This window comes from Curtobacterium sp. MCPF17_047 (genome assembly GCF_003234045.1).
Taxonomy (GTDB): Bacteria; Actinomycetota; Actinomycetes; order Actinomycetales; family Microbacteriaceae; genus Curtobacterium.
This window is the reverse complement of sequence record NZ_QKSF01000017.1, coordinates 1-14,882: the sequence shown is the minus strand read 5'-3', so window position 1 is coordinate 14,882 and position 14,882 is coordinate 1. Positions and strand designations below refer to the sequence as shown.

The window sequence follows — 14,882 nt, the reverse complement described above, 5'->3', positions numbered from 1 at the left end:
GGATGAGGGGACTACTTGGTGCCGGCGTGCGCGATGCCCTCGATGATCCAGCGCTGGGCGAGGATGAACACGACCAGGACGGGGAGCATCGTGATGATCGTCCCGGCCATCAACGGGCCGTAGTTCGTCGTGTAGTTGTTGACGAAGCCGGCGAGCCCGACCTGGACGGTCATCATCTTCGGGTCGTTGAGCACGATCAGCGGCCAGAGGAAGTTGTTCCAGCCGGCCTGGAAGCTGAGCAGGCCGAGGACGGCGAGCCCGGCCTTCGTGAGCGGGAAGTAGATCACCGCGAAGATCCGGAACTCGCCGGCACCGTCGATCCGCGCGGCCTCCCCGAGTTCGTCGGGCAGTGTCTCGAAGAACTGCTTCATGAAGAAGACCGCGAACGCACCCGCTGCTCCCGGGACGATGACTGCCCAGTACGTGTTGATGAGGCCGAGTCCGCCGTTGCCGCCGAGGTCGTTGCCGCCGAGCAGCGGGAAGTGCCGGAGGATCAGGAACGTCGGGATCATCGTGACGATGCTCGGGACCATGAGCGACGACAGGAAGGTGATGAACACCGCCTGGCGTCCGGCGAACCGCAGCTTCGCGAGGGCGTACCCGGCGAGGGAGCCGAAGAACAGGTTGGCGACTGCCCCACCGACGCCGAGGACGAGCGAGTTGACGAAGTACCGCCCGTACGGGACGGTCGTCACGGCTTGCACGAAGTTGTCGACCGTCGGGCGCTGCGGGATGAGGGACAGCGAGTGGGCGAGGATCTCGCCGGCGGGCTTGAGCGATGTCGCGAGTGTCCAGATCAGCGGTGCGACGGTGACGATGCTGACGAGGCAGACGCCGATCCACCAGGCGGTCGTCTTCGTCCGGCGGACGGCAGCGGCCCGTCGTCGGAGCTGTTGTCCGTCGCGGCTCGGGGCACTGGCGGATCCGGTCGGAGTGGCGGTCGTGGTCATCGTTCGGAGTCCCTGTTGGTGAGGCGGGCGTTGACGAGGGAGAACGCGAGGATGATCACGAACAGGATGAACGACAGCGCGGAGGCATAGCCCATCTGCAGGGACCCGAACCCGCGATCGTAGATGTAGTAGACGATCGTCACGGTCGAGTTGCCGGGACCGCCCTTCGTCAGGACGTACGCCTGGTCGAACACCTGGAAGGCGTTGATGATGAGCAGCGTCGACACCAGGAACGTGGTGCGGCGGATGCTCGGCAGCACGACGTACCGGAAGACCTGCCATGCGTTGGCGCCGTCGAGTCGTGCTGCTTCGCGGAGGTCCGGCGAGACACCCTGCAGCCCGCCGAGGAAGATCATCATGTTCCCGCCGAAGCCGGCCCAGACGCTCATCATGACGATCGCGAACATCGCCCAGTGTGAGTCGTAGAGCCAGGCGGGTCCGTTGATGCCGAACCAGCCGAGCGCCTCGTTGAGCAGACCGTGCTGCGGGTTGAGCACCCAGTACCAGATCGTCGCGGTCGCCACGGTGGACGAGACGACCGGGATGTAGAACAGCGTGCGGAAGACGCGCGCGCTCCGGGCGCTCCGGTTCAGCAGCAGTGCGGTGGCCATCGCGATGACCAGGCCGAGCGGCACGTACAGCACCGTGTAGAGCACCGTGTTGCGGAGCGAGATCCAGAAGAACGGGTCGGAGGCGATGTGGACGTAGTTGTCGAAACCGGTCCAGGTGAGGGGCCCGATGACGGCGTAGTCGCTGAGGCTCACGACAGCCGCGATGACGACCGGGAGCGCCGTGAACAGCAGGAAGAGCGCACCCGGCAGTGCGAGGAACACCCAGGCCGCGCGGGTCTGCTGCTTGCGCGTCGCACTGACGCCGCTTCCCCGCTCGGTCCGGTGCCGCTTCGGAGGTGTGGAATCGAGGGCGCCGTCGGCTTCACCCGCGACGACGGCCTGCTCCTCGGGGGTCGTCACGACGCTCATCGGGTGCTCCGTTCCGGGACCGGTGCCGGAGCGCTGCGCAAGCCGGCGAGGTCGAGCACGAACTCGCAGAACATCGCGTTCGCCCAGGAGAACCAGGGACGGGTGTACGTGGTCGGGTCGTCGACGTCGAAGGACTCGTGCATGAGCCCCGTCCCTGCGTGTGTGGCGCACAGCTGCTGCAGGAGGTGGCCCCGTTCCTCGGCGTCAGTTGCGGTGAGCCCCTGGACGGCGAGTGCGATCGGCCACACGTTGCGCCCGGGGGTGTGCGGGCTGCCGATGCCGCTGCCCGTCGCACCGCTGAACCAGTACGGGTTCGTGGGCGAGAGCACCGCGGCGCGGGTGCGCCGGTAGAGCGCGTCGTCACGGTCGCACCAACCGAGCATCGGCAGGGACAACAGGCTCGGGACGTTCGCGTCGTCCATGAGCAGGGCGCCGCCGGTACCGTCGACCTCGTAGGCCAGGACGACGCCGTGGTCCGGGTGGTCGACGACGCCGTGAGTCCGGATGGCGTCGTCGATCTCGTCGGCGAGGGCCGTTGCCCGCCGAGCCAGCTGCGCGTCGTCGAGCACCGCGGTGGCGAGCACGGCGACGTGTCGCAGCTCGGTGACGGCGAAGGCGTTCCCCGGGATGTTGAAGCCCAGCGTCGTCGCGTCATCGCTCGGCCGGAACGCGCTCCAGGTCAGACCGGTCCGGGCGGTGCGCGGGCCGCGGCCCTGGCGGACGAGGGTGTCACTCGGCAGCAGCGGGTCGGGGCGTTCGAACCGGTACGGCGAGCCCGCCTCGTGGTCCTGCTCGACGGTCCACAACGCGATGGCCGCAGCAGCGACCTCGGCGAACCGGTCGAGGTGGTCGGTGCGCCCCGTGCGCTCCCAGAGGTCGTACGCCAGGCGGATCGGGTAGCAGAGCGAGTCGATCTCGTACTTGCGCTCCCAGACCCACGGGTCCATCGCCGTGTCGTCGTCGGCGTGACCGGCGCCATCGGGGGCGCGATTGAAGGCGTTGGCGTAGGGATCGACGAGGACGTACTCGAGCTGCCGCCGCGACACCGACGCCATGGTGTCGGCCAGCGCTTCGTCCTCGGCGACGAAGTGCAGGTACGGCGTGAGCTGCGCGGTCGAGTCGCGCAGCCACATCGCCGGGATGTCGCCGGTGACCATGAAGATCGTGCCGTCCGGCATGTCCGTCATCGTCGTCGACAGCGTGTTCGCGAAGCAGTTCGCGAACACCGCGCCGACGTCGGACCCCATCCGGTCCTCGACCTGCCGGGCGACCCTGCCCACGAGGTCTGCATGTATCTGAGCCACGTTGCTCCCTTGACTTTCGCTGGTACTGCTCCAACTATATTGATTGGCCCAATTCACGCAAGAAGTAGTTCAAGTATACTTTTTTGCGCCTGCACCGGGCAGGGCGGATCAAGGGTCGGATCGAAGGAGATCCCATGCAGCACAGACTCGTCAGCCTGCTCGTGGCCGGTGCCGTCGCGTCGGCCACGCTCACCGGTGTGGGCATCGCAACCGACCCTGGCCGAGCCTCCGCCCTGACCACCACCCAGGCGACCGACGCGTACGACGCGTTCGTCGCCACCTACTGGGACGCGGACGCGAAGTACTTCACCACCTACAGCGACCGCCAGGTCCACCAGGAGCACGCGGTCGGACCGCAGGGTGGGCTCTACACGGACTACTGGTGGGAGGCCCAGAACTGGGAGGCGGTGATGGACCGCTACGAACGCACCCACGACGCAACGAGTCGGCAGATGATCGACGACGTCTTCGACGGCTGGCAGGCGGCGTACCCGGACTTCCGGCAGAACGACTGGAACGACGACATGGGCTGGTGGGCCCGTGGCGCGGTCCGCGCGTACGAACTGACCGGGGAACAGCGGTTCCTCGACGAATCGGAGGAGGTCTTCGGCTTCATCGCGCAGTACGAGGACACGACGTACGGCGGTGGCATCTGGTGGAAGAACGTCGACGTCGGTGACGGCAGCAAGAACGAGAAGAACGTGGCGACGAACGGCACCGCCGTGCAGACGGCGCTCCGGCTGTACGCTGCGACCGGCGACACGACCTACCGGGACACGGCCGAGCGGCTCTTCGCCTGGCTGCAGACCGACTTCGACCGGAACGGGCACATCCGCGACCACGTCAGCGGCACCGGGCAGTTCACCGACTACGACTGGACGTACAACCAGGGCCAGTACGCCGGCGCCGCCCTGCAGATGTACCTGCTCACGAACGACCAGCAGTACCTGGCCGACGCCACCCGTGCCGTGGACTGGGCGGTGGCGAACCTGACCGTCGCCGATACCTTCCTCAACGAGGGCTCGAGCGACACACAGGGGTTCAAGGCCATCCTCACCCGGGACATCCGAGACCTGATCGACGACGCCGGACAGACCCAGTACGAGTCGGTCCTCACCGCGAACGCATCGCAGGCAGCGGCGCACGTCTCGCCCGAGGGCATCGGCGGACCGGACTGGACCGCCCCGACCCCGTCGACCAGCACCGCCCCGCAACAGTCCCTCGCAGCGTCGGCCACCGTGGCGATCGTGCAGCAGGCGACACCGGACGGCTCGACCGTGGTGGAGCAGGGTGACGGCGTGTACCAGGCGGAGAACATCGACCACCCGGGCATCCCGACCGAAGCGACCGGTACCGGCTACACCGGGCGCGGCTACCTGGCCGGGTGGAACACCGCAGGTACCGCGGCGACGGCGCACGTCAACGTCGCGAGCGCGGGGACACACAGCGTGACACTCCGGTACGCGGCCGCAGCGGGGACCGCGACGCGCATCGTCCGCGTGGGCAGCGGGACCGCGACCACCGTGACCCTGCCGGCGACGGGATCGTGGTCGACGTGGAGCACGGTCACGTTGCCCGTGCAGCTGACAGCAGGGTCGAACGCCCTGTCGATCGCCGTGCCCGCCAGCAACGGGAACTACGTCAACCTCGACTCGGTGTCCGTCTCGCTCTGAACGACAGAGCGACGGCGACACGGCCGCCACCAGGACGACGAAGGCCCTCACCCGGTCGGGTGAGGGCCTTCGAGCTGGTGACCCCAGCGGGATTCGAACCCGCGTTACCGCCGTGAGAGGGCAGCGTACTAGGCCGCTATACGATGGGGCCGCGGCGATGTCCCGGATCGGGACGTGTGTCGGTTCGGAGTGTGTCACTCGTGGTGACCCCAGCGGGATTCGAACCCGCGTTACCGCCGTGAGAGGGCGGCGTACTAGGCCACTGTACGATGGGGCCGTTCCGACAACTCGACAAGTATGGCACAGGGTGTGAGCGAGCACCAAAACGCCCGGGTCCGCGCCGGTGTGTCGCCATGCCGACCAGGGCACACGGAGGGTCGGCATACGGTGGGTCGATGACGGTGCGCATCGGCCTGTCCGGCTGGCAGTACGACTCGTGGCGCGGCGACTTCTACCCCGCCGGGCTCGCCAAGCGGCGCTGGCTCGAGCACGTCGGCACGCGCTTCCCGACGGTCGAGGTCAACGGCTCCTTCTACTCGCTGCAGCGTCCGTCGCGGTACCGTGCCTGGCGTGCAGCGGTCCCCGAGGACTTCCGCTTCGCGCTGAAGGGCGGCAGGTACCTGACGCACATGCTCCGCCTGCGGAACGTCGACACGGCGCTGGCGAACTTCTTCGCCTCCGGGCCGCTGGAGCTCGGTCCGACCCTCGGCCCGGTGCTCTGGCAACTCCCCGAGCACGTCGTCCCGACGCCTGACGTGCTCGACGCGTTCCTCGCCCTGCTGCCCGCCACCCACGGCGAGGCCGCCGCCCTCGCCGCCGGGCACGACGCGAAGGTCGTCGAGCCGTCGACCACGGCGGAGGACCCGGCACTGCCGGTCCACCACGTCCTGGAGGTCCGCTCCCCCGACGCCGTCACCCCGGACCACCTCGCCGTCCTCCGCACACACCGCACCGCGCTCGTCGATTCGCACGCGGGCGACTTCCCCCGCTTGGTCCACGACACCGACGCGCCGCTCGCGTACCTCCGGCTCCACGGCGCGCCGCACACGTACCACGACGGCTACGGCCGGGAGGCCCTGCTCACCTGGGCGGACACGGTCCGGCACCACGTCGCCGCCGGACGTGACGTCTGGGTCTACTTCGACAACGACGCGGAACGCCACGCCCCGTGGGACGCACTCGAGCTCGGCGGACTGCTCGGGCTACCGACCCTCAGACGGTGAACGACTCCCCCGGTGCGAGCACGACGACCTCGCCCGCGGGCTCGACGACCTGCCGGATCCGGTCCGTGTGCCCCGCGAACCCGATGTCGGACAGCGTGGCCTCATGGATCGGGATCGCCCGTCGTGGGGCGACGGCGAGCAGGTGGTCCATCAGCTCACCGATCTTCAGCCAGGGCGCCCCGACCGGTGCCGCGAACACCTCGACGGGTGCTCCGGGGTCGATGTAGGCGTCACCCGGGTGGAACAGCGTGCTGTTGACGAACACCCCGGTGTTGTCGACGACCGGCACGGACGAGTGGATCAGCTGGTGCCGCGTGCCGTGGAACGACAGGGTGAAGGCCCCGACGGTCCGGGTGTCACCGTCCGCCACGACGTCCACCTCGACGGCCGCCGCCAGCGCCGACGCGACCCCGGCCGGGCCGAACACCGGGATGCCCGGGTTCCGGTCCAGGATCCGGTCGAGCTGCTCGGCCGTGCCGTGGTCCGGGTGCTCGTGGGTCACGACGACGGCGACGACATCGCTCACCTCGACCGGGCGCGTGTAGGCGCCGGGGTCGATGACCAGGCGGCCGCCGTCCTGCTCGACGACGAGACAGGCGTGCTCGAGCTTCGTGACCAGCATGCGGGCGAGGCTACGCCGGCCGCCCGGACGCCGACCAGCCGAAGCCGAGTCCCGGATGCCGGTCACGGGACGCCCGCCACCGGTTGCTCGATGCGGGACGCTCGCCCGCTGGGCGACCCGGTCACCGGCACGGCCGCGTGGTCGTCTGCCGCACCACGAGCCGCACGGCGGACGGCGCGAGGGGCCCCGGGGACGCACCCTGGGCCTCCAGGACGACCGCCCGTGCGGCCACACGACCCTGCGCCTCCGGGTCCTGCGCGACCGTCGTGAGGCCGAGGACCTCGCCGTACTCGTGCCCGTCGACGCCGGTGACGGACACGTCCCGCGGCACGTCGAGCCCGAGCCGGTGTGCGGCGACCACGACGCCGAGCGCCATCTCGTCCGAGGCGCAGACCACCGCGGTCGGCCGGTCCGGGGCCGCGACGTCGAGCAGCGCGGTCCCCGCCGCGACCCCGCCGGCGAACGAGAACCGACCGTCGGCGTACCAGTCGCGACGGACCGGGGCTCCAGCGCACACCATCGCCTCGGTGAACCCGTCCCGGCGGCGGTAGGGCACGGCGACGCTGAGGCCGGCTTCGTCCTGCCCGCCGACGTAGGCGACCTCGCGGTGTCCCAGTCCGGTGAGGTGGACGACCGCCAGGGCAGCCACCTCGTGGTCGTCGACACCGACGTTCCGCAGATCGTGCGCCGGCCCGCCGATCACGATCGTCGGCAGCTCGCTGACCTGCAGCTCGCGGCGTTCGGTCTCGTCGAGGGCCAGCGACATCAACACCAGCGCATCGACGCGCTGTCGCAGCATCGCGCGCCGGAACGCCCGGTGCCGATCACCCCCCGGTCCGCCGAGGTTGTAGAGGACGAGGTCGTAGCCGGCGGCTCGGAGTTCAGCGTCGACGCCGCCCAGGGCCTTGGCCGTGAACCAGCGGTCGATCACCGGCAGGACGACACCGACTGCGCGCTGGCGACCGGTGGCCAGGCCCGCCGCCGCCGAGCTCGGGACGTACCCGAGCTCGTCGGCGACCCGGCGGACCTGGTCGATCGTCGTCCCTGCCACCGTCGGCAGACCACGGAGCGCCCGCGAGACCGTCGCCTTCGACAGCCCGGTCACCTGCGCGATCTCCTGGATCCCCACGGGATCGTCCCGGGAGGCCCGTCAGCGGCCGGTCGCGCGCGTCGCGACCGCCGGCTGGTCCGGCTGGGCAGCGGCGTCGGTCCGCCGGAGTACCCGCCGTCGCCATCGGTCCAGGAGGACGATCGCCACGACGGTCCCGAGCAGCGTGAGCGCCCACCCGAGCGCCGGCCGCCCGGTGAGCTCGCAGAAGACGGTGACGCCGAAGAACAGCAGTCCGAAGCACCCGACGAACCCGATGGCCTCCTCGATCCGCGACGTGGGGCGGAGTGGTGCGCGCTGTGCCACGGTCAGCCCTTCACGCCACCGGCGGTGAGACCGGCCACGATGCGGCGCTGGAACACGAGCACCAGGATGACGAGCGGGATCGTGACGATCGTGCCCGCCGCCATCACCGCGGTGTACGGCTCCTGGTGCGGCTGCGACCCGGCGAAGGACGCGATCGCGACCGTGACCGGCTGGGTGGCGTCGCTCGACAGCTGGGACGAGATGAGGTACTCGTTCCAGGACGAGATGAACGCCAGGATCGCGGTCGTGAACACGGCCGGTGCGGCCAGCGGCAGGATGATCCGTCGGAACGCCTGGACGCGGGTGCAGCCGTCGATGCGGGCGGCCTCCTCGAGGTCCCACGGCATCTCCCGGAAGAACGACGCCAGTGTGTAGACCGTCAGTGGCAGCACGAACGAGATGCTCGGCAGGATCAGCGCCTGGTAGCTGCCCATCCACCCGATGTCGGTGAACAGCTGGAACAGCGGCGAGATCAGCGCGACGCCCGGGAACATCGACGCCGCGAGGATCGCGCCGGCGATCAGGGACTTGCCGCGGAACTCGAGCCGGGCCAGCGCGTAGGCGGCGGTCGTGCCGACGAGCAGGGCGATGATCGTGACGACGGCACCGATGAACACACTGTTGAGCAGCGCGCGTCCGAGGTGGTTGCCGAGCGCCGTCGAGAACGCCGTCGCGTAGTTGTCGAGCGTCACGTGGGTGAAGAACGGCGTCGGGTCGAACGTGTAGCCGACGTCGCGGAAGGACGTGACGATCATCCAGTAGAACGGCAGCAGGCACCACAGGGCGATGACGGCGGCCTGGATGCCGGTGCGGAGCCTCGGCCCCGCGTGGCGCTTCACACGGACATCGCCGCGTGCGTCAGCACGTTCGGCGGGAATGCGGAGACGGTCTGCTGCGAGGGTCACTTGAGTTCGCCCTTCTGCTGTGCTGCCTGGGTCTGCACGACGTTCGCGCCGAGGAACCGGACGAAGATGAACGCGACGACGAAGATGACCACGAACGTGATGGTGGACAGTGCCGAGGCGGAGTTGAAGCCCTGCCGGATCTGGTCGACGACCAGCACGGACAGCGAGACGGTCGCGTTCCCGGAACCACCACCACCACCGGTCATGATCGCGATGAGGTCGTAGATCCGCAGGGCGTCGAGCACGCGGAACAGGATCGCGACCATCAGCGCCGGCTTCACGAGCGGCAGGGTGATGTTGACGAACCGCTGCATGGTCGAGGCGCCGTCCATCTTCCCGGCCTCGTAGACCTCGTCCGGGATCAGCTGCAACCCGGCGAGGATGAGCAGCGCCATGAACGGCGTGGTCTTCCAGGTGTCGGCGATGATGATGGCGAAGCGGGAGGCCCACTCGTCGGAGAACCAGAGGACCTGGTGGCCGATGACGTGGTTGAGCACACCGTTCGCGTCGAAGATGAAGTACCAGAGCTTCGCGGTGACGGCGGTCGGGATGGCCCACGGGATGAGGATCGCGGCACGGACGAGGGCGCGGCCCTTGAAGTCGCGGTTCATGATGATGGCCATCCACAGCCCGATGACGGTCTCGAGCGCCACGGTCACGACCGTGAAGAAGAACGTGTTGCCGAACGCCGTCCAGAACTGGGAGCCGAGGTTGCCGGGCGGGCAGGCGGCGGTGCCGCACTGCTGGCCGAGCCAGTGCACGTAGTTCGTGACGCCGGCGAAGCCGCCCTCGACGAACAGGCCGGTGGCCTTGTCCAGTCCCTGGTCGAGTTGGAACGACTGGATGACCGCACTGACGACCGGGTAGCCGATGACGATCGCCAGGAGCACGAGCGTGGGGCCGATGAGGTACACGGCCCACCGACCGTGCTCGGCGTTGAGCCCGCCCTTGCGCCGCTTCGGCGGCTCCATCCCCTGGGGTTCGGGGATCGCTGCGGGGATCTCGGTTGCTGCTGACACGTCACGGCCTCCTTGCCGGTGTCGGGAACGCACAGAGGGAGGACGGGAGGACCGTGGTCGCGTGACCACGACCCTCCCGTCAGCGGGCGGCCTGAGCCGCCCTCGGTGTCAGTTGCCGCCGTCGGTCGCCGACGTGAGGGCCGCCTGCATGTCCTGCATGGCGGCGTCGACGGACTTCGACCCCTTGAGCGCGGCGTAGGTGTTGTCCTGGATCGCCTTGGTCACGGCCGGGTAGAACGGCGTCACCGGACGCGGCTCCGCGGACTTGATCGACTCGAGGAGCGTCGGGAGGTACGGCAGCTTCGCCGTGAGCTCCTCGTCCGTGTACAGGTCACCGACGACCGGGGCGAGCGAGCCCTGGGTCGCGAAGAACTTCTGCGTGTCGTTGGAGATGAGGAACTCGAGGAAGTCGTGCGCGGTGGCCTTGTGCTTCGAGTAGACGCTGATCGCGGCGTTGTGACCGCCGAGGGTCGAGGCACCGACGCCGTCGGCGCCCGGGATCGGGGCGATGCCGAAGGTGTCCTTCACCTTGCTGGAGCCGTCGGTCTTCGCGAGGCTGTACACGTACGGCCAGTTGCGCAGGAACAGCAGCTTGCCGTCCTCGAACGCCTGACGGCCCTGCTCCTCCTGGTAGGTGATCGCTTCCTTCGGGATGTTGCCGTTCTCGAAGGCGTCGACGAGCTTCTGCAGGCCGGCCTTCGCGTCGGAGGTGTCGACGTCCGGCTTGCCGCTGCCGTTGAGGACCGCGCCGCCCGCGCCGTTGATCGCCTCGGAGGCGTTGACGGTCAGCCCCTCGTACTTCGCGAACTGCCCCGCGTAGCAGCCGATGCCGGCGTCCTTCGCGATCGAGCAGTCCTGCATCATCTCGTCCCACGTCGTCGGCGGGGTCTTCACGAGGTCCTTGCGGTAGTAGAGCAGGGCGCCGTCGGAGGTCTGTGGGGCCGCGTAGAGCGTGTCGTTGTACGTCGCGGTCTTGACCGTCGACGGCAGGAGCTTCGACGTGTCGATCGCCATGTCGCCGGTGAGCGGGGTGAGCCAGCTCTTCGCGGCGAACTCGGCGGTCCACACCACGTCGACGTCGACCACGTCGTAGTTGTCGTCCTTCGCCTGGAAGTGCTGCACCAGGTCGTCGTGCTGCTGGTCTGCCTGGTCGGACTGCTCCTTGAAGGTGACCTTCTCGTCCGGGTGGGCCTTGTTCCACTTGGCGATCAGCGGGCGGACGACGTTCGAGTTGTCCTTGCCCTGCACGTAGGTGATCGGTCCGCGGCTGTCCTGGCCGCCCTTCGCGTCGTCCGAGGCCGAACTCCCGCTCGAGCAGCTCGCGAGCAGCAGGCCGACGACCGCGATCCCTGCGATCGAGGCCACGCGGCCCTTCGCACGTGTGTTCTTCACAGCGTTGTCTCCTCATCGAGATCACCAGGAGCGTCGCCGGACCGTGCCCGGCGACGCTGCACTGGAGCAGGCGACGCTGCCTGCTGAGCGAGGACGCTACGCCCCGGACGGGGGTCGTGCAACCGGTTGCACCAGCACCGTGACCGGAGCGTTACACAGCCGCTGCCGGCGCGTCAGGCGCCCGTCGGCGGCAGGGTCTCCTGCGCCAGGTGTGCCTGCTGGGCACGCTCGCTGTCGGCGATGAAGCGCTCGGCACCCTCGCGCGGCATCGACGACTGGCCGCCGCAGTACGCGCACTGCAGCACGTACCGTCCGTGCCCGAACGGGAACACCGGCACGAAGAACAGCGTGAACCAGGTCCGCAGTCGGTGCAGGCGCTGCGCTGCGGTCGACCCGCAGAGGGTGCAGGCGAAGAACAGCACCCCGGCGAGGGCGGAACGTGTGCGGCTGCCGAAGATGATCATGGGTCCCCCTGCTCGTGGCGCACCCGGACGGTGTCCGGGCGTGGCGGCGCGGTGTCCGCCCTCGTCCGACGACGATAGCCCACAGCCGGCGAGCCGGAGCCGGAGCGCGCGGCCCCGAGCGCGCCGCCCCGAAACGACGAAAGCCCCCGGTCTCCCGGGGGCTTTCGTGTGTCCAACTGCTGGGGTACCTGGACTCGAACCAAGAACGACGGTACCAGAAACCGCTGTGTTGCCAATTACACCATACCCCAAAGGCCTTGCGGCCCTGCGCCCCGTTGTCCGGGGCACGATCAACTACTGTACAGCATCCCGGAGGTCTCCGAGACCACCGACCAGGTCACGGTGCACGGCCGCCGCGGTCGACGCACCGTGTCCGGCCGCGACGATGAGCTGCTCGGGCCCGGGCGGGGTGACGTCCCCGACCGCGTACAGTCCGGGGAGGTTCGACCGACCGAGCCGGTCCACCCGCACGAAGCCCAGCTCGTCGCGGTCGAGGTCCGCGTCGACCCAGTCCAGGTCCGCGTGCCACTCGGGCCGGACGAAGGCGCCCGAGCGCGGTACCACGTCCCCGTCGGCCAGCCGCACCCCGGTCATGCCGCTCCGGTCCCCCTCCAGGTCCGCCACCGGACGCTCGTCGATGCGGATGCCGGCCGCGACCAGGCGTGCCCGCCCGGTCTCGGACACCGGAGCCACCCCGTTCGTGAAGACGACGAGGTCGTCGGTCCACGACCCGACGAGCAGAGCGCGGTCGACGACGTCGTCGGTCTCGCCGATGAACGCCAGCGGCGATCCGGCCTTGTCGTACCCGTCGCACTCCACGCAGCTGTGGACGTCGGTGCCGTAGAACGCCCGGAGCGACGGCAGCGCGGGGAACGACTCACGGAGGCCCGTGGCGATCACCACGGCGCGGGCGGTGGCCGCCACCTCGGCGCCACGCCAGGTGCCGTGCACGTTCCAGGCGCCGTCGGTCTGCCAGACCCGGTCGACGACGGCCTGCGTGACCGTCGCCTCCGGGTACCCGGCGACCTCGTCCCGCCCGAGCTTCCGCAGCTCGAGGGGCGAGATGCCGTCCCGCGTGATGAACCCGTGCGACCGGAGGGTCGCGGCGTTCCGCGGGCGGTTCGCGTCGAGGAGCAGCACCGTGCGTCTCGCGCGCACCAGGTTCAGCGCAGCGCTGAGCCCCGCGGGACCCGCGCCGATGACGACGACGTCGACCACGGACGTCAGCGCGCCGCGAGGGAACGGAGCCGCGCGAGCGTGGACTGCTTGCCGAGGATCTCCATCGACTCGAAGAGCGGCGGGCTGATCCGACGACCGGACACCGCCACGCGCAGCGGACCGAACGCCACCCGGGGCTTCAGCTCGAGGCCGTCGATGAGCGCCGTCCGGAGCGACTGCTCGATGGCGGCCGTCGACCAGTCGTCCAGCTGTTCGAGAGCGGTGATGCCGGCCTGGAGGACCGGGGCCGGGTCGCCCTTGAGGGATCCGAGGGCGTCGTCCTCGACCACCAGGTCGTCGTCGGAGGTGAACAGGAAGCCGAGCATCGCGGGTGCCTCGCTGAGCAGCTGCATGCGCTCCTGGACCAGCGGGGCCGCGAGCTCGAGCACGCGCTCCTGCTCGGCCGTCGCCGGCTCGTCGAGGAACTCCGTGAGGTAGGGCTGGAGCCGGCCACGGAAGTCGGCGGGATCGAGCAGGCGGATGTGGTCGCCGTTGATCGACTCAGCCTTCTTGTGGTCGAAGCGCGCCGGGTTCGGGTTCACGTCCGTGACCTCGAACGCCGCGATCATCTCGGCGATCGAGAAGACGTCGCGGTCGGGGCCGATCGACCACCCGAGCAGCGCCAGGTAGTTCACGAGTCCTTCGGGCACCATGCCGTTCGACCGGTGGTGGAACAGGTTGGACTCGGGATCCCGCTTCGAGAGCTTCTTGTTGCCCTCCCCCATCACGTACGGCAGGTGACCGAACTGCGGGATGAACCGAGCGAGACCGATCTCGTGGAGCGCCTCGTACAGCGCGATCTGCCGCGGCGTCGACGACAGCAGGTCCTCGCCACGGAGGACGTGGGTGATCCCCATCAGGGCGTCGTCGAGGGGGTTCGTGAACGTGTAGAGCGGTTTGCCGTTCGGACGCACCACGACGAAGTCCGGGAAGGAGCCCTGTGGGAAGGTGATGTCACCGCGAACCAGGTCCTGGAAGCTGAGATCGCGGTCCGGTACGCGCAGGCGCAGCGCCGGCGCACGGCCCTCGTCCCGGAACGCCTGGCGCTGGGCGTCCGTGAGGTCGCGCTCGTGGTTGTCGTAGCCCTGCTTCGGGTCTCGACCGTTCGCGACGTTGCGGGCTTCCATCTCCTCGGGAGTGACGTACGACTCGTAGACGTGCCCCGCTGCGGTGAGCTGTGCGATGGCGTCCGCGTAGATGTCGGCCCGCTCCGACTGCCGGTACGGGCCGTGGGGTCCGCCGACCTCGACGCCCTCGTCCCAGTCCAGCTGCAGCCAGCGCAGTGCCTCGATGATCTGCGCGTAGGACTCCTCGCTGTCCCGGGCGGCGTCGGTGTCCTCGATGCGGAACACGAGCTTGCCACCCGTGTGCCGGGCGTAGGCCCAGTTGAACAGGGCAGTGCGGACCAGGCCGACGTGCGGCGTCCCGGTGGGCGACGGGCAGAACCGGACGCGGACGTCGGAACCGGTGGCAGAAGAGAATGGCGCTGTCATGACGCCCTGATCCTACCGCGACCGCCCGTCCGACTGGAGGGCGGCGATGGACAGCAGGGTGGAATGCAGAAAACCCCTGACAGAGGGAGCGGATGCTCCCCGTGTCAGGGGTCTTCATGAAAAGAAGTCCGGCGGCGTCCTACTCTCCCACAAGGTCCCCCTTGCAGTACCATCGGCGCTGAGAGGCTTAGCTTCCGGGTTCGGAATGTGACCGGGCGTTTCCCT

14 protein-coding genes, 3 tRNA genes, 1 rRNA gene and 1 pseudogene are annotated in these 14,882 nt (G+C 69.3%); 2 read left to right on the top strand and 17 right to left on the bottom strand.

The features are described from left to right. Positions 1-11: 11 nt before the first annotated feature. From DEJ33_RS14905 to DEJ33_RS14895, 3 genes are read right to left on the bottom strand one after another with little or no spacing between them, the layout of a single operon-like run. A complete protein-coding gene (locus DEJ33_RS14905; protein WP_111079230.1) occupies positions 12-950 on the bottom strand; it encodes a carbohydrate ABC transporter permease in 939 nt (312 codons plus the stop codon). Beyond that, positions 947-1,930 (bottom strand): carbohydrate ABC transporter permease, encoded by a 984-nt coding sequence (locus DEJ33_RS14900; RefSeq protein ID WP_111079231.1) that lies wholly within the window; start codon positions 1,928-1,930, stop codon positions 947-949. Before DEJ33_RS14900 ends, DEJ33_RS14905 begins: the two co-directional genes overlap by 4 nt. Continuing rightward, positions 1,927-3,234: a glycoside hydrolase family 125 protein gene (locus DEJ33_RS14895; protein ID WP_258374565.1), complete on the bottom strand. Its 1,308-nt coding sequence runs from the start codon at positions 3,232-3,234 to the stop codon at positions 1,927-1,929. The genes DEJ33_RS14900 and DEJ33_RS14895 overlap by 4 nt, the downstream gene beginning before the upstream one ends. Positions 3,235-3,368: 134 nt before the next feature. On the opposite strand from DEJ33_RS14895, the gene DEJ33_RS14890 reads away from it, so the two are divergent. Continuing rightward, positions 3,369-4,907 (top strand): glycoside hydrolase family 76 protein, encoded by a 1,539-nt coding sequence (locus DEJ33_RS14890; protein WP_111079232.1) that lies wholly within the window; start codon positions 3,369-3,371, stop codon positions 4,905-4,907. Positions 4,908-4,982: 75 nt separating this feature from the next. Here DEJ33_RS14890 and DEJ33_RS14885 read toward each other — a convergent pair. Together DEJ33_RS14885 and DEJ33_RS14880 are read right to left on the bottom strand one after the other, a co-directional pair. After that, positions 4,983-5,058 (bottom strand) — tRNA-Glu (locus DEJ33_RS14885). 50 nt (positions 5,059-5,108) lie between these two features. Further along, positions 5,109-5,184: transfer RNA gene (locus DEJ33_RS14880), tRNA-Glu, on the bottom strand. 118 nt (positions 5,185-5,302) lie between these two features. On the opposite strand from DEJ33_RS14880, the gene DEJ33_RS14875 reads away from it, so the two are divergent. Then, the gene (locus DEJ33_RS14875) at positions 5,303-6,130 is read left to right on the top strand and encodes a DUF72 domain-containing protein (protein ID WP_111079233.1); all 828 of its coding nucleotides are present in this window, start codon (positions 5,303-5,305) and stop codon (positions 6,128-6,130) included. Here the strand turns inward: DEJ33_RS14875 and DEJ33_RS14870 are convergent. From DEJ33_RS14870 to rrf, 12 genes and pseudogenes are all read right to left on the bottom strand, one after another. Then, positions 6,120-6,752: an MBL fold metallo-hydrolase gene (locus DEJ33_RS14870; RefSeq protein ID WP_111079234.1), complete on the bottom strand. Its 633-nt coding sequence runs from the start codon at positions 6,750-6,752 to the stop codon at positions 6,120-6,122. The genes DEJ33_RS14875 and DEJ33_RS14870 overlap by 11 nt on opposite strands. A gap of 121 nt (positions 6,753-6,873) precedes the next feature. Then, complete coding sequence (locus DEJ33_RS14865; RefSeq protein ID WP_375334714.1) at positions 6,874-7,725, bottom strand: LacI family DNA-binding transcriptional regulator; 852 nt, start codon at positions 7,723-7,725, stop codon at positions 6,874-6,876. A gap of 27 nt (positions 7,726-7,752) precedes the next feature. Continuing rightward, positions 7,753-7,884 (bottom strand): annotated as a pseudogene (locus DEJ33_RS17785) (helix-turn-helix domain-containing protein); the annotation flags it as partial. Positions 7,885-7,902: 18 nt separating this feature from the next. Beyond that, a complete protein-coding gene (locus tag DEJ33_RS14860; protein ID WP_258374562.1) occupies positions 7,903-8,166 on the bottom strand; it encodes a hypothetical protein in 264 nt (87 codons plus the stop codon). A gap of 2 nt (positions 8,167-8,168) precedes the next feature. After that, complete coding sequence (locus DEJ33_RS14855; RefSeq protein ID WP_258374585.1) at positions 8,169-9,005, bottom strand: carbohydrate ABC transporter permease; 837 nt, start codon at positions 9,003-9,005, stop codon at positions 8,169-8,171. A gap of 62 nt (positions 9,006-9,067) precedes the next feature. Beyond that, positions 9,068-10,042, bottom strand: coding sequence for a carbohydrate ABC transporter permease (locus DEJ33_RS14850; RefSeq protein ID WP_111079237.1), 975 nt, complete (start codon positions 10,040-10,042; stop codon positions 9,068-9,070). A 156-nt stretch (positions 10,043-10,198) separates the two neighbouring features. Then, complete coding sequence (locus DEJ33_RS14845) at positions 10,199-11,482, bottom strand: ABC transporter substrate-binding protein (RefSeq protein ID WP_110902010.1); 1,284 nt, start codon at positions 11,480-11,482, stop codon at positions 10,199-10,201. A 173-nt stretch (positions 11,483-11,655) separates the two neighbouring features. Continuing rightward, entirely contained in the window at positions 11,656-11,946 is a 291-nt protein-coding gene (locus DEJ33_RS14840) for a zinc ribbon domain-containing protein (RefSeq protein WP_110902009.1), read from the bottom strand. Positions 11,947-12,125: 179 nt separating this feature from the next. Continuing rightward, positions 12,126-12,197 (bottom strand) — tRNA-Gln (locus DEJ33_RS14835). 43 nt (positions 12,198-12,240) lie between these two features. Beyond that, the gene (locus DEJ33_RS14830; protein WP_258374561.1) at positions 12,241-13,164 is read right to left on the bottom strand and encodes an NAD(P)/FAD-dependent oxidoreductase; all 924 of its coding nucleotides are present in this window, start codon (positions 13,162-13,164) and stop codon (positions 12,241-12,243) included. A gap of 5 nt (positions 13,165-13,169) precedes the next feature. Continuing rightward, positions 13,170-14,657, bottom strand: a complete 1,488-nt coding sequence (gltX, locus tag DEJ33_RS14825; RefSeq protein WP_111079239.1) for a glutamate--tRNA ligase — start codon at positions 14,655-14,657, stop codon at positions 13,170-13,172. Positions 14,658-14,783: 126 nt separating this feature from the next. Continuing rightward, positions 14,784-14,882, bottom strand: a 5S ribosomal RNA gene (gene rrf, locus DEJ33_RS14820); the annotation flags it as partial.

What these genes read in the sequence shown, in the direction of transcription:
- DEJ33_RS14890 (WP_111079232.1), top strand. Translation starts at nt 3,369, where the DNA reads ATGCAGCACAGACTCGTCAGCCTGCTCGTGGCCGGTGCCGTCGCGTCG.
- gltX (WP_111079239.1), bottom strand. Translation starts at nt 14,657, where the DNA reads ATGACAGCGCCATTCTCTTCTGCCACCGGTTCCGACGTCCGCGTCCGG.
- DEJ33_RS14870 (WP_111079234.1), bottom strand. Translation starts at nt 6,752, where the DNA reads ATGCTGGTCACGAAGCTCGAGCACGCCTGTCTCGTCGTCGAGCAGGAC.
- DEJ33_RS14840 (WP_110902009.1), bottom strand. Translation starts at nt 11,946, where the DNA reads ATGATCATCTTCGGCAGCCGCACACGTTCCGCCCTCGCCGGGGTGCTG.
- DEJ33_RS14875 (WP_111079233.1), top strand. Translation starts at nt 5,303, where the DNA reads ATGACGGTGCGCATCGGCCTGTCCGGCTGGCAGTACGACTCGTGGCGC.
- DEJ33_RS14850 (WP_111079237.1), bottom strand. Translation starts at nt 10,042, where the DNA reads ATGGAGCCGCCGAAGCGGCGCAAGGGCGGGCTCAACGCCGAGCACGGT.
- DEJ33_RS14905 (WP_111079230.1), bottom strand. Translation starts at nt 950, where the DNA reads ATGACCACGACCGCCACTCCGACCGGATCCGCCAGTGCCCCGAGCCGC.
- DEJ33_RS14900 (WP_111079231.1), bottom strand. Translation starts at nt 1,930, where the DNA reads ATGAGCGTCGTGACGACCCCCGAGGAGCAGGCCGTCGTCGCGGGTGAA.